Annotated in this window: 12 protein-coding genes; 6 read left to right on the top strand and 6 right to left on the bottom strand. The window is 63.6% G+C overall.

From position 1 onward, the window contains the following. Nucleotides 1–99: 99 nt before the first annotated feature. Both AAA969_RS03025 and AAA969_RS03020 read right to left on the bottom strand, forming a co-directional pair. The gene (locus AAA969_RS03025) at nucleotides 100–1,044 is read right to left on the bottom strand and encodes a bifunctional riboflavin kinase/FAD synthetase (RefSeq protein ID WP_338243484.1); all 945 of its coding nucleotides are present in this window, start codon (nucleotides 1,042–1,044) and stop codon (nucleotides 100–102) included. 6 nt (nucleotides 1,045–1,050) lie between these two features. Beyond that, on the bottom strand, nucleotides 1,051–1,494 hold the full coding sequence (locus AAA969_RS03020; RefSeq protein WP_338243482.1) for a MaoC family dehydratase: 444 nt from the start codon (nucleotides 1,492–1,494) through the stop codon (nucleotides 1,051–1,053). A 121-nt stretch (nucleotides 1,495–1,615) separates the two neighbouring features. On the opposite strand from AAA969_RS03020, the gene AAA969_RS03015 reads away from it, so the two are divergent. Continuing rightward, on the top strand, nucleotides 1,616–2,002 hold the full coding sequence (locus AAA969_RS03015) for a response regulator (RefSeq protein ID WP_338243480.1): 387 nt from the start codon (nucleotides 1,616–1,618) through the stop codon (nucleotides 2,000–2,002). 54 nt (nucleotides 2,003–2,056) lie between these two features. Beyond that, the gene (locus AAA969_RS03010) at nucleotides 2,057–2,746 is read left to right on the top strand and encodes a protein phosphatase CheZ (RefSeq protein WP_338243478.1); all 690 of its coding nucleotides are present in this window, start codon (nucleotides 2,057–2,059) and stop codon (nucleotides 2,744–2,746) included. 12 nt (nucleotides 2,747–2,758) lie between these two features. Here AAA969_RS03010 and AAA969_RS03005 read toward each other — a convergent pair whose 3' ends face one another. From AAA969_RS03005 to AAA969_RS02995, 3 genes are all read right to left on the bottom strand, one after another. Then, nucleotides 2,759–3,610 (bottom strand): TIGR01459 family HAD-type hydrolase, encoded by an 852-nt coding sequence (locus AAA969_RS03005; RefSeq protein ID WP_338243476.1) that lies wholly within the window; start codon nucleotides 3,608–3,610, stop codon nucleotides 2,759–2,761. Between the two features lie 77 nt (nucleotides 3,611–3,687). After that, nucleotides 3,688–4,911, bottom strand: coding sequence for an EAL domain-containing protein (locus AAA969_RS03000; protein WP_338243474.1), 1,224 nt, complete (start codon nucleotides 4,909–4,911; stop codon nucleotides 3,688–3,690). Nucleotides 4,912–5,109: 198 nt separating this feature from the next. Beyond that, nucleotides 5,110–5,778 (bottom strand): OmpA family protein, encoded by a 669-nt coding sequence (locus tag AAA969_RS02995; protein ID WP_338243472.1) that lies wholly within the window; start codon nucleotides 5,776–5,778, stop codon nucleotides 5,110–5,112. Between the two features lie 517 nt (nucleotides 5,779–6,295). Between AAA969_RS02995 and katG the strand changes: the two genes are divergently transcribed. From katG to groL, 3 genes are all read left to right on the top strand, one after another. Further along, complete coding sequence (katG, locus tag AAA969_RS02990) at nucleotides 6,296–8,458, top strand: catalase/peroxidase HPI (RefSeq protein WP_425325024.1); 2,163 nt, start codon at nucleotides 6,296–6,298, stop codon at nucleotides 8,456–8,458. Between the two features lie 283 nt (nucleotides 8,459–8,741). Beyond that, nucleotides 8,742–9,029, top strand: coding sequence for a co-chaperone GroES (locus AAA969_RS02985; RefSeq protein ID WP_011642545.1), 288 nt, complete (start codon nucleotides 8,742–8,744; stop codon nucleotides 9,027–9,029). Nucleotides 9,030–9,079: 50 nt separating this feature from the next. Then, nucleotides 9,080–10,732, top strand: a complete 1,653-nt coding sequence (gene groL / locus AAA969_RS02980; RefSeq protein ID WP_338243464.1) for a chaperonin GroEL — start codon at nucleotides 9,080–9,082, stop codon at nucleotides 10,730–10,732. 291 nt (nucleotides 10,733–11,023) lie between these two features. Here groL and AAA969_RS02975 read toward each other — a convergent pair whose 3' ends face one another. After that, nucleotides 11,024–12,133 carry a glycoside hydrolase family 3 protein gene (locus AAA969_RS02975; protein ID WP_338243462.1) on the bottom strand — a complete coding sequence of 370 codons (1,110 nt, stop codon included), beginning with the start codon at nucleotides 12,131–12,133 and terminating at the stop codon, nucleotides 11,024–11,026. Between the two features lie 207 nt (nucleotides 12,134–12,340). Here AAA969_RS02975 and AAA969_RS02970 point away from each other — a divergent pair, with 207 nt between their 5' ends. Further along, nucleotides 12,341–13,486, top strand: coding sequence for a hypothetical protein (locus tag AAA969_RS02970; protein ID WP_338243460.1), 1,146 nt, complete (start codon nucleotides 12,341–12,343; stop codon nucleotides 13,484–13,486). Nucleotides 13,487–13,587: the final 101 nt, after the last annotated feature.

Genomic DNA, 13,587 nt, shown 5'->3' with positions numbered 1-13,587 from the left:
CCCGGGCCGGTAATTCGCCCGATGGCGAGAGCAGCAGCTGGCGCTGCGGATCGTATGAACAGGGACATCGAGACCATGCTCCGCGTTTAACAGAGCCGGTCAGGCCGGTCCAGACAGACGGCTCAGCGCAGTCCGGGCGGCATTGGCGTCTGTCGCGATCTGGGCCTTGAGTGCATCGAGCCCGTCAAACCGCCGTTCCGAGCGCAGATGATCGAAGAACTCAACCTCCAGCGTGCGACCGTAAAGATCCCCGGACCAGTCCAGCAGGTGGACCTCGAGCAACTCGGTCGCGCCATCCACCGTCGGGCGCTTGCCGATATTGGCAACACCCGCGTGCGACGGGGTCTCACCATCGATCCCGACCCGGACGGCATAGACGCCATAATCGGGACGGACGAAATCACCCAGCGTCAGATTGGCGGTCGGGAAGCCGATCGTGCGACCGCGTTGATCGCCGCGCTGGACCAGCCCCTCGACAGTCCAGGGTGTCCCCAGCAGGGTCGCGGCCGCGGCCATGTCACCATCATGGATGGCCTTGCGGATCCGGGTCGATGAGACCTTGTCGGCGCCATTGCCGTGCAGTTCGGCGAAGGCGGTCGCGATCCCACGCTCGGCGCACAACTGCGCGAGCGCGTTCGTATCCCCGGCCCGGTCCGCGCCGAAGCGGAAGTCGTCACCGGTGACAATCCCGGCGATGCCCAGCCCATCGGCAAGCACATCAGCGACGAAGGCTGCGGGGGTCATCTTCGCCATCACCATCGAGAACGGCAGGACGTGCAGCTGCGTGACGCCCAGGCTTTCAAGAATGTGATTGCGGCGACGCTCGCTCATCAACCGGAAGGCCGGCGCATCCGGTGCGAAGAACCGGCGCGGATGGGGATCAAACAGGGCCGCCCCCAGGGGAGCGCCCAGTTCGCCGGCGAGGCCAGCCGCGAGCGCGATCACGTGACGATGCCCCATATGGACACCGTCAAAATTGCCCAGCGCAATGACAGCCCCGCGGCTATCCTGCGGCAATCCGCTATGGCCTCGCAGAACCTTCATGCGTGATCAGTCAGCCGTCTTGCGGTGACGCTTGCGAACCATGACCTCGGCTTCGGCTTGCATGGTCAGCTTGTCGCCGACATAGCAGGTGCAGTCCATGACGGCCTTGCGCGACTTCATGTCGACAGATTTGACCTCGACACGGGTGCGCACTTCGTCGCCGATCCGGGTCGGATGGAAGAAGCGCATGTTCAGGCCGAGAAAGATCGCACCCGGTCCGGGCAGCTGGTTTCCGAGCACGCCGGAAATATAGGATGCAACCAGAGCGCCGTGCGCAATTCGGCCGCGAAACGGCGTTGCGCGGGCGAATTCTTCGTCCATGTGGACCGGATTATAGTCCCCGGACACTTTCGCGAACATATCCAAATCGTCCTCAGTGACAGTTCTAACTGCCTCTGCGGAACGACCTATTTCCAATTCATCGAGGGCAATGCCGCGCACTTCGGACATGGGTGACTCCATCTTTCTACCCGCTTTAACCGATTTTTATCCGCGAATGTCTAGGGTCATGACTGAAGACAGCGGAACAAGCTGTCCTTGTGTAAACGCGCCGAGTGGATGGAGACTAAGCATGGCTGTCGATATGACGATGCCGATCCTGGTCGTGGACGACTACAAAACCATGATCCGCATTATTCGCAACCTGCTCAAGCAGATTGGGTTCGAAAATGTGGACGATGCCGCGGATGGCCAGGAGGCCTACGCGAAGATGCAGGAAAACAAGTACGGTCTGGTGATCTCAGACTGGAACATGGAGCCCATGACGGGCTACGAGCTCCTGCAGAAGGTTCGCGCTGACGAGAGCATGAAGGCGACGCCCTTCATCATGGTCACCGCGGAATCCAAGACCGAGAACGTGGTCGCTGCAAAGCGGGCGGGTGTAAACAACTACATCGTGAAGCCCTTCAACGCCGGAACTCTCAAATCGAAAATGGCCGCTGTTCTCGGCGACTTCTAGTCGTTTGATGAGCCGCCCTTTTCGTATTTGAGTCTGCAAAGGAAGGAGGGCCCCATGCCCGCCGCCAATGTTGCCGCGCAAGTCCGCACCTCCCTCGCCTCTCTGAAAGCGAGCGACCTGCAGGATGCCCAGATCATGGAAGTCCTCAAGCTGGCCCACCAGCTGACGGATACGATGAAGCTGTTCTTCAGCTCCCTCGACCAGTCGATCTGCCAGGAATTCAATTATATCGCGGACTATATCTCGCGGACCCGTGATGAGATCGCCGCCCTGCGGCCGAACGACATCAAGACCGAACGCATACCCTCTGCCGGCCAGGAACTCGAGGCTGTCGTCGGGGACACCGAACGGGCGACCGAGACGATCATGAGCGAGGCGGAAGCCGTGCTCTGCGACGATGAAGCCGACTATGATGCCTACCGGGCCAATGTCGAAGCCCGCATGATGACCATCATCGAGGCGTGCAGCTTCCAGGATCTCGCCGGTCAGCGTGTCTCGAAGGTCGTGACATCCCTGCGCCACGTGGAAAGCCGCGTGTCACGCTTCGCCGAAGTCATGGGCGTTCGCGATGCCGACCATGTGGCCGAAGAGAGCGCCGAGGAAAAGCGGGCCCGCGAGCTCTTGCTCAATGGCCCGGCGATCGGCGGACCGGAAACCAGCCAGGACGACATCGATGCGATGTTTACCGACGCGGCCCCGGTTTCCGATCTGGACCAGAACTCGATCGACTCCCTGTTCGACTAGTCGACCGACAAACTACCAGGTGAGCTGATCCGCGACATAGCGGGCCGACACACCATAATCCTTCAGCGCAGCGGCGGCTGTCTCGACATCGAGGCGGCCGCCGTTGAGCATGTCGCCGAGAATGCCGTCGGCAATGAAGAGGCAATCGACACCCGCCCGCATGGCCCCCTCGACATCAGTCTCCGGACCATCACCGATCGCCAGCACGCGCTCGAGCACCACCGTGTGGCCCTGCGCCTCGAGCGCCGCCTTCGCCAGCCTGTAGATCGGCTGGTGCGGCTTGCCGGCGACAATGCTGGTGCCACCCATCTGCCGATAGTGACGCGCGATGGCGCCGGCACAGACGATCAGCCGGTCGCCCGACTGGACGACGATGTCCGGATTGGCGCAAACCAGCTCGATCCCGCGCTCCAGGGCCCGAGCCAGGACCGCATCATAATCCTCAGGTCGGCCATTCTCGTAATCATCCGGACCGGTGCAGGTGATGAAGTCGGCCGCCTCGATATCGGTGAAGTCGAGATCGAGCCCGGCATAGAGGGCACCATCACTGGCGGGACCGATATTGAACGCCTTACCCGGGGTCCGCTTGAGCAATTCCTCATGGATGGCATCGCCCGAGGTAACCATGGCGTCGGTCGCACTCGAAGGCAGCCCCATCTGATCGAGAAAGTGCGCAAGGCTGGAACTGCGCCGCGGCGAGTTCGAGACCAGGCAGACCCGTCCCCCGCTCTGGCGGAATCGGATCAGCGCATCGACGGCTGCGGGCAACAAGTCGGTACCGTCTCGAATGACGCCCCAGACATCGCAATACAACGTGTCATAGCGGTCGCGAAGCGGGCCCAGCGTGGCGAGTTCGGGTAACATCACCTGCTTGAAGCAGGCCTGTGACAGCCGGTCAATGCGGCGTGTCGGCCGGCAGGCCGGGTCGCGGTGTGAACCGGTCAGGCCGACATCCGGGCAACATTGCCGCCGGTCTCGCGCGGGGCAACCTCCAGCATGTCGTCGCGCACAGGGCGCGGCTCGCCAAAGAGATGGCCCTGGCCGTAGGCCACATCCATTTCCAGCACTTCCACCACGGTCGCCTCATCCTCGATCTTGTCGACGATCAGTTCGATACCGTGACGTCCGAACAGGCCGGCCAGGTCTTCCGTGGCAATCGCACCCGCTTCGTAGCCGGCGATCGACTCGTAATTGTCGATGGCATCGAGCAGGCGGCGGCCACCGATCTTGGCAAAGCGAACGCCGGCCCGTTCCATCTCCGACAGGTCAAGCTCGACATGGGATATCTGGTCGATCGAGAAGCGGAACCCGAAATCAGCCATACGGGCCATGTTGCGGGCGGCGATGGCGTCGCGTTCCTCGAAGGCCTGCTGGGAGATCTCGAAGATCAGGGAGCTGGACAGGCTCTTGTTTTGACGGATGAAGTCGAGGAATTCCGGGAAGAAGGTCTCGTCCGCCAGGGAGTTGAGCGAGATATTGCAGAAGATCGCGACCTTGCGGTCCTGCCCGGTCAGGCGACGCACGATCTGCACGCAGCGGAACAGGAGGAGATTATCGACTTCGGCCATCAGGCCGGCTTCCTCGGCAGCCGACATGAAGGCCGCTGGCGCCAGCACGCGACCGGTCGCATCGCGCAGGCGGGTATAGCTTTCATAATAGGCCGTCCGGCGCTGCGGCAGGGTAACGATCGGCTGCAAATACAGGTCGACGCGGTTGGCGGCGAGCGCCTCGCGCACCGTGTCGATATCGGTCCGTGACGTGCTGGCGGCCTCGGGCGCGGCAGGCCGCGTCTGCACGCCGGCGGGACCGACGCGTCGGACCAGGTCCTCAAGCACCTTCACCTCGTGCACCAGCGCATTGTCGCGCTCCACCGATTCCGCACGCAGCTCGTCGGCGATCTCGTCAAGGCGCGCCTGGGCGGCTTCGAATTCCTCGGCGAGGGCCAGATTGGCAGCCTTGAGCTCGTGGATCTCGGTTTCCAGCACCCGTCGTTCCTGCCCGCGCGCCGCGGCCGAATGCGCCATGCCGGCGACGATGAAGACAATCGCCCCCATCATCCACGCATTTAGCGTCGGCATCAGGCCGAAGAACTCGAAGCCGATCGCAGCCACCGCGGCGACGGTGATGTAGGTCAGCAGGATCAAAATGTCGGATACGCGGGGCATGTGCGGCCTTCGAATCAGCGAATCGTCAGGTGTGCTTGAAGCTTAAGCTGTGTCGTCACCGGTTGTCGTTTGGTTAACGAAGGTAAACCCGACCCGCCCCTTTGGGGCCTAACAAGCTGATTTATAAGGTGATGCATAAATTAAAGCGGCCCGCCGATCCGGCGGGCCGCTCTCATTCGCAGTCAGAAACCCCTGGTATCAGGACGCAGCATGCGGCCGGATCAGGATTTCAACGCGACGGTTTTGCTGGCGACCCTGGGCCGTGTCGTTGGACGCGATCGGCGAGCGCTCCCCCATCCCGGCGATATAGAAGCGGTCGCGCAGGACACCCTGGCCGATCAGGTAATTGCCCACCGAAAGGGCCCGGCGCTCGGAGAGCTGCTGATTGTAGGCGTCTGCACCCACGGAGTCGGCATGGCCGACGATATCAACATAGGTCGCCGGGTAGCGGTTCAGCACCGTGCCGACATCAGACAGGATACCGTAGAACTGACCCTGGATATCGGCCGAGTTGGTGGCGAAGGTGACATCACCCGGCATGATCAGGCGAAGATCATTGCCTTCACGCCGCACACCGACGCCGCTGTCCGACAGGGCTTCGCGCATGGCGGCTTCCTGGCGGTCCATGTAATTGCCGACCGCACCCCCGGCGAGGGCGCCGATACCGGCCCCGATCAGGGCATTGGTCCGGCCTTCTTCGCTGTCATTGGTGTTGGTCAGATATCCCAGCGCCGCGCCTGCCGCGGCGCCCAGGAGGATGCCGCGACCGGTGTTGTTGGCCCGGGTTTCACCGGTGTACGGATCGGTGGTCGTGCACGCTGCCATGGACAGCGCCGCGACGGTAAGGACTGCAGTGCGGAGTTTCATTGAGGCTCCCTCTCGATAACGCAACTCTAAGCCTATCATATCGAACCAGATGATGGGCATGGCAATCTCCGATTTATGTTTTGCCAGATGAACGCAGGCTGACTGACCCCGGCCCTGCCCAAAAGTCCCCGGCTCGCCGGGCGGTCAGAGGCATCAATCCAATCAATATCTTCCATAATTAATATCGATTGGATTTATGGCCGATCAGCGCGTACAGGTTGAATCTTCAGACGGCAGACCTTCAGCGCCGGATCGACCTGTTACGGTGCCCTGCCCGAGCATGATCAGCTGCCCCGTCGGAATGCGGATACCTCCATTCCCACACGCGCACCGCGACACTCGGTGACGGGCGGCACCATTGGGGAGCCACCTTATGAGAACGCGCACCAAGTCTTTCCTGTTTACCTCCGCGGCAACGCTATCGCTCATCCTCGCGGCCTGTTCGTCGCCCGAGACCGGCAGCGATATGAGCGCCGACACAGAGGCTTCGACCGAGACCTACGCGGCAGCCGATGCGATGCCGGCCGCTGCGACACCGGATGCCCCGAGAACCAACGCCTTCTGGTGGCCTGAGCAGCTCGACCTGACCCAATTGCGGATGAACGAAACCACCCGCTCGAACCCGCTCGGGGAGGATTTCGACTATGCAGAAGCCTTCATGTCGCTCGATCTCGATGCCGTGAAGGTGCAGATCCGGGAGCTGATGACCACCTCGCAGGACTGGTGGCCGGCCGATTACGGGCATTACGGCCCCTTCTTCATCCGCATGGCCTGGCATAGCGCCGGCACCTATCGGACCTGGGATGGTCGCGGCGGCGCCGGTGGCGGCCAACAGCGTTTCGAACCGCTCAACAGCTGGCCGGACAATGGAAATCTCGACCGCGCCCGGCGACTGCTGTGGCCGATCAAGCAACAATATGGCGAAGCCATTTCCTGGGCCGATCTGATGATCCTGGCCGGCAATGTCGCGATGGAGGACATGGGCTTCCAGACCCTCGGTTTCGCCGGTGGCCGCGAGGACGACTGGCAGGCCGAGCTTGTCTATTGGGGCCCAGAAGCGGACATGCTGGCCAGCCAGCGCTATGACGAGAACGGTCAGCGCCTCGAGCGCCCGCTCGCGGCAGCCCAGATGGGCCTGATCTATGTCAATCCGGAAGGCCCCAACGGTGTCCCGGATCCGCTGCTGGCGGCCGCCGACATTCGCCGGACCTTCAACGCCATGGCCATGAATGACGAGGAGATTGTTGCCCTGATCGCCGGCGGTCACACCTTCGGCAAGGCCCATGGCGCACACGACCCGAATGAATGCACCGGACCGGAGCCGGCCGCTGCCGGCGTCGAGGCCCAGGGCCTGGGCTGGGAAAACTCCTGCGGCACCGGGAACGGCGCTGACACGGTCACCTCCGGCCTCGAAGGCGCCTGGACCTCGGCCCCAACGCGCTGGACCCACCAGTATCTGCAGAACCTGTACAATTTCGAATGGGTGCAGACACGCAGCCCGGCCGGCGCCATCCAGTGGGTCCCTGCCGACATCGAGGCGGCGATGATCGTTCCGGACGCCCACACGCCAGGCGAGTTCGAAACACCGATCATGTTCACCACCGACCTTGCCATGCGCGAAGATCCCGCTTTCCGCGAGATTTCGACCCGCTTTCTCGAGAATCCGGAAGAGTTCGAGGCGGCCTTCGCCCGCGCCTGGTTCAAGCTGACCCACCGCGACATGGGTCCGCGGGCCCGCTATCTCGGGGCCGATGTTCCGGCGGTCGAGCTGCTGTGGCAGGATCCGGTACCGGCGGTTGATCATCCGCTCGTCGATGACGGCGACATCGAGCGCCTCAAGTCCGACATCCTCGGCTCCGGCCTGACGGTTCCTCAGCTGGTGCGCACGGCCTGGGCGGCCGCCGCCTCCTTCCGTGACACCGACATGCGCGGCGGCGCCAATGGCGGTCGCCTGCGGCTGGCACCCCAGAACAGCTGGGCGGTCAACAACCCCGAGGAAATCGCGACAGTCCTCGCGTCGCTGGAACAGATCCAGGGCGATTTCAACGACGCACAGACCGACGGCACGCGGATCTCGCTGGCCGACCTGATCGTGCTCGGCGGTGCCGCAGCCATCGAGCAGGCCGCCTCCGAGGCCGGGCATGATGTCGCCGTCCCCTTCGCCCCGGGTCGCACCGATGCCAGCGCCGCGCAGACCGATACCGAGAGCTTTGCCCTGCTTGAGCCGCATGCCGACGCTTTCCGCAACTATCTCGGCGATGATCATAGCCGCGGGCCGGCCGCACGCATGGTCGACCGAGCTGACCTGCTGTCGCTGACGGTTCCGGAGATGACGGTGCTGATTGGTGGCCTGCGCGCCCTGGACGCCAATACGGGCGGCGGCGCCCATGGCGTCTTCACCGACCGTCCGGGCACGTTGAGCAATGACTTCTTCGTCAACCTGCTCGACATGTCGACCCGCTGGCAGCCGACCGATGCGGAATATGTCTATGAAGGCGTCAATCGTCAGACCGGCGACGTCACCTGGACCGCGACCGAGGTCGACCTCGTCTTCGGCTCCAACGCCGAATTGCGGGCCGTGGCCGAAGTCTATGCCTTTGGTGATGGCGAGGACCGCTTCGTCGCCGATTTCATCGACGCCTGGACCAAGGTCATGCAACTCGACCGCTTCGACCTCTAGCCTGGACTCAAGACCGCATCCGGCCTGATCATCCGGCCGAATGACGCCAACAGGACGGGTCGCCCCAGACCGGGGCGGCCCGTTTCCTTTTCGCTGCTTCAGCCCCCGGGCCCGGTGTGAAGCCGCGGAATGCTGGGCGTGTCAGAAATCGCATCACGGACCTCTTGACGCCCGCCCCACTGCCTCTTATCTCCCGCTCTGTTAGCAGTCGGTCAGGGTGAGTGCTAAATCGCCTTGGCCGAGTGCCAGAAACCTTCAGTCCTCTGTTTGGAGATAGACAAAGATGACTTTTCGTCCTCTGCACGATCGCGTGCTGGTAAAGCGCGTCGAAGAAGAGTCCACGACCAAGGGCGGGATCATCATCCCGGATACGGCCAAGGAAAAGCCGCAGGAAGGCGAAGTCGTCGCAATCGGCGGCGGCGCGATCAAGGAAGACGGCTCAGTGCGTCCGCTCGACGTCAAGGCCGGCGATCGCATCCTTTTCGGCAAATGGTCCGGCACCGAAGTCACCGTTGACGGTGTCGAGCTGCTGATCATGAAAGAGTCCGACATTCTCGGCGTGATGGCGTAACCGCCACCGCCGATCTGAACACCCTCAACTAGAAGAACGGATATAATCCAATGGCTGCCAAAGACGTACTTTTCGGCTCCGACGCGCGTGAACGCATGCTGCGCGGCGTCGATATCCTCGCCAACGCTGTCAAGGTCACGCTCGGTCCCAAGGGCCGCAACGTGGTCATCGAGAAATCCTTCGGCGCACCGCGCACCACCAAGGACGGCGTCTCCGTCGCCAAGGAAATCGAGCTCAGCGACAAGTTCGAGAACATGGGCGCTCAAATGCTGCGCGAAGTGGCCTCGAAGACCAATGACGTCGCCGGTGACGGCACCACGACCGCCACGGTCCTGGCCCAGTCCATCGTCCGCGAAGGCATGAAGTCGGTTGCGGCCGGCATGAACCCGATGGACCTGAAGCGCGGCATCGACAAGGCCGTTGCCCTCGTCATGGAAGACATCAAGGCCAGCTCCACCCCGGTGAAAGACTCCGCTGAAGTTGCCCAGGTCGGCACCATCTCCGCCAATGGCGAGAAGGAAATCGGCGACATGATCGCCAAGGCCATGGACAAGGTCGGCAAGGAAGGCGTCATCACGGTCGAGGAAGCCAAATCCCTCGAAACCGAGCTCGACGTCGTGGAAGGCATGCAGTTCGACCGCGGTTACCTGTCGCCCTACTTCATCACTGACGCCGACAAGATGCAGGCCGAGCTGGAAGAGCCCTACATCCTGCTCTTCGAAAAGAAGCTGACCTCGCTGCAGCCGATGCTGCCGATCCTGGAAGCTGTCGTCCAATCCTCGCGCCCGCTGCTGATCATCGCGGAAGACGTTGAAGGCGAAGCCCTGGCCACCCTCGTGGTCAACAAGCTGCGTGGCGGCCTGAAAATCGCTGCCGTCAAGGCCCCGGGCTTCGGCGATCGTCGCAAGGCGATGCTGGAAGACCTCGCCATCCTGACCGGCGGCCAGGTCATCTCCGAAGACCTCGGCATCAAGCTGGAAACCGTCACGCTCGACATGCTCGGCTCGGCCAAGCGCGTCAACATCACCAAGGACGACACCACGATCGTCGACGGTGTGGGTGACAAGGCCCAGATCGAAGCCCGCGTGAACCAGATCCGCCGTCAGTCCGAGGAAACCACCTCGGAGTATGACCGCGAGAAGCTGCAGGAACGCCTCGCCAAGCTGGCCGGCGGTGTTGCGGTGATCAAGGTTGGCGGCGCCACCGAGATCGAAGTGAAAGAAAAGAAGGACCGCGTCGACGACGCCCTCAACGCCACCCGCGCTGCGGTGGAAGAAGGCATTGTCCCGGGCGGCGGTGTTGCCCTCCTGAAGGCCTCAGCCAAGCTGGCCGGTCTGAAGGGTGACAACCCTGACCAGACGCAAGGCATCGCGATCATCGCCCGCGCCCTGCAGTCCCCGATCCGTCAGATAGCCACCAACTCCGGTGTCGAAGGCTCGATCGTGGTCGGCAAGGTGATGGAAAACGCCTCCCCGACCTTCGGCTTCAACGCCCAGACCGAAGAGTATGGCGACATGCTCGAGTTCGGCGTCATCGACCCGGCCAAGGTCGTCCGTACCGCGCTTCAGGACGCGGCTTCTGTCGCTTCGCTGCTGATCACCACGGAAGCTGCCGTGGCCGACGCACCGAAGGACGACAGCGCCGGCGGCATGCCCGACATGGGCGGCATGGGCGGAATGGGTGGCATGGGCGGCATGATGTAATCATGCCGGTCACCTGACCGACTAAAAGAGAGGGCCGTCCCGATGGGGCGGCCCTTTTCTTTGGTATCCCGGAGTTGGTGCACAACCGAGCTGCCACGCGTTTCTTCCCCGCACGTGGGGAAGTGGGCCGACGCGCAGCGGCGGGTCGATGGGGTCCGAGCGTAGCGAGGAAGGACCCTGACACGGATGGACCCATGCCGCCTTCGGCGTCACCCCTGCACCGCTTCGCGGTCCCCCTCCCCACGCTGTGGGAAAGAAAAGACGCGCCCGCGGGACGGCCGGCGCGGCGGACTAGCCCAGCCCGACCCGCGCCTTCAGCACAGCCAGTCGGGCGACCGACTGGTTGATGCGGTGCTCGGTCAGGCGGCCCTCGGCGATGGCGGCCTCGACCCAGCCGACAATGCGTTGCGGCAGTTCGGCGTCGGGCGCGGCCGAATTGGACAGCATGATCATGTCATTGCCGGCCTCGATCGAGCGCAGCACGGCTTCGCGCTGGCTGTAATTATTGCGGATCGCGCCCATGTCGAGATCATCGGTCATCACCACGCCGGTGAAGCCGAGCTGTCCGCGCAGCAGATCGTCGAGAACGGGCTTCGAGAAGGTCACCGGTTCGCCGCTCGGATCGAGCTGGCGATTGGTCAGATGCCCCCCCATCATCAGATGGCCCCGGCCCTGGTCGATCAGCTCGCGGAAGGGCGCCAGTTCGGCTTCGCTCCAGGTGTCGGAGATATCGACGAAGCCGTCATGACTGTCACCGCGGGACCGGCCATGGCCGGGGAAATGCTTGATCGCGCAGGCGATACCCTCGCCCTCGAAGGCGTCGATGAAGGCGCCGGCATAGGCGGCAATGGTATCGCCGTCACTGCCATAGGCGCGGCCATGACGTCCGATCACGGCATTCTCGGGGTCATGCAGATCGGCGACGGGGGCCAGATTCATGTTGAAACCGGCGGCGTGAAACTCTGCCGCGCCGAGCCGGTAAAGCTCGCCCGCGCCTTGCGGCGAGCGCGCCGCGGCGATCTCCATGGCCCGCGGGATATGGGTATAACCGAGGTCGCGCGACAGGCGCTGGACCAGCCCGCCCTCCTGGTCGATCGCCATCCAGGCGTCGGGGCGGGTCGCCCGGAAGCGCGCCGCCGAACCTTCGGCGCCCTCGCGGGAGCGGACATTGTGGCGCAGGAACAGCACGCCGCCGATCCGCTTCGCCGCCAGGTGGGCGTCGATAATGTCGGCGCCTTCGGTCTCGTTATGCGAGCCGATAAAGCCCATCAGCAGCATGTCGCCGACGCGCTCGGCCAGCGGCCGCTCGACAACGGTCTCGGACAGGGCAGTCACCCGGGAGCCGGTCGCCGCCACCAGTGTGGCGGCGATACCCGATTGCAAGACGCGTCGTCGATCCATGATCCGCTTCCGTCACTCACTGTACAGCCTGCGAGAATGGGCACCGCTCCGGCGGCTGGCAAGCCTGTCGCGCCGAAAGACACAGTCGGAGAGCGGTCCGGATCGGCTCGGAACCACACGGGGCGTGACAAAAAATTTAGCCGCAAACAGGGACGCCGTAAGGCGCGGGCCGCCAGGGTGGTGCCACATCGAAGAGGGATAGATGCGATGAAGAAGTTTTTGCTTGCGGGTGCCGCGCTCGCCGTGACCGGGGCCGCGGCCTTTGCGCTGGACGATGACGGGGTCAGCCGGACCCGGGTTCATGTCTCGGCCGACAGTGATGCCATGTTCATGGGCGATGACGGCCAGATCGTGGAGATTCGCGGCGCCAATGGCGATCGCACCATCCATATCGACCGCGACGGGGAACGCTCGGTCATCCGCATTGATGACCAGGAGATCGAGATCGTCGACGGGACGGTGCTCATTGACGGCGATGCAGTCGAAGTTTCACCGAATAGTGTGGTGATCATCGAGGGTGATGAGGTCCGGGTCGTCGAGGGTCGCCGGGTCCGCATGGAGCGCGAATTCGAGGTCCACATGGCCGAGCGCGCCCAGCATCTGGCCGAGATGGAAAACCATCTCGCCGACATGGCGATCGAGCTTGATATCGACGGGGTTGGCCATGGCGTCCTTCAGTCGCTGACGCTCGCGCTGGAAGGTCTCGACGAAGACCGCGTCCTGCAGTCGCGTGACTGGGACGAGTTGAGCGCCGAGGAGCAGGCCGAGGTTCGCGCAGAACTCGAAAGCGCGCGAGCCGAGATGCGGGCTGCCATGGACGAGGTTCGCCGCGAGCTGCGCGACAACCGCGCTGAGACCGATGACGACCGTCGCCGCGTGCGCGTCGAGATCCAGCACGCGGCCCGTGAGATGGCCCGGGCCGAGCGGGAAATCGCCCGCGAGAGGGTACGGGACAGGGCTCATGCCGAGCGCGACCGGGCACACGCCGAACGCGACGCGGCGCGGGCCGAGCGCGAGCATGCCGCGATGATCCACGCCGATACCGAACGCCTTCACCAATTGCTCGGCGATAGCGACGCCCGCGACATCCGGGTCGAGGACAGCGATGGCCGTCAACGGGTCTGGATTGATGGTGAAGAGCAGACCGGCGATGACCTCGTCGAGTGGCTGAACCGGCTCGAGGTCGACCGCCTCTCCGGTGGCCGGCTCGAAGGCAGCACCGATGACCGCGACGTTCGCCGCAATGTCCGCGTCGAACGCATCCAGCGCACCGAAGGACGGCGCGTAATCGACCTCGATGATGGCCAGCGCGTCGTGATCCTCGAATACACATCCGAAGACAAGGACGACTGATCCTCGCCTGATGCGGCGAAACGGGGCGGTCCGGCACAAGCGGGCCGCCCTTTTCTTGTCTGGCCTCCGGTTTTGAGCGGCCGGTCCGCCACCGGACAAAA

This window comes from Maricaulis maris, from assembly GCF_036322705.1.
Classification (GTDB): domain Bacteria; phylum Pseudomonadota; class Alphaproteobacteria; order Caulobacterales; family Maricaulaceae; genus Maricaulis; species Maricaulis maris_B.
This window is presented reverse-complemented; position numbering and strand designations above follow the sequence as displayed.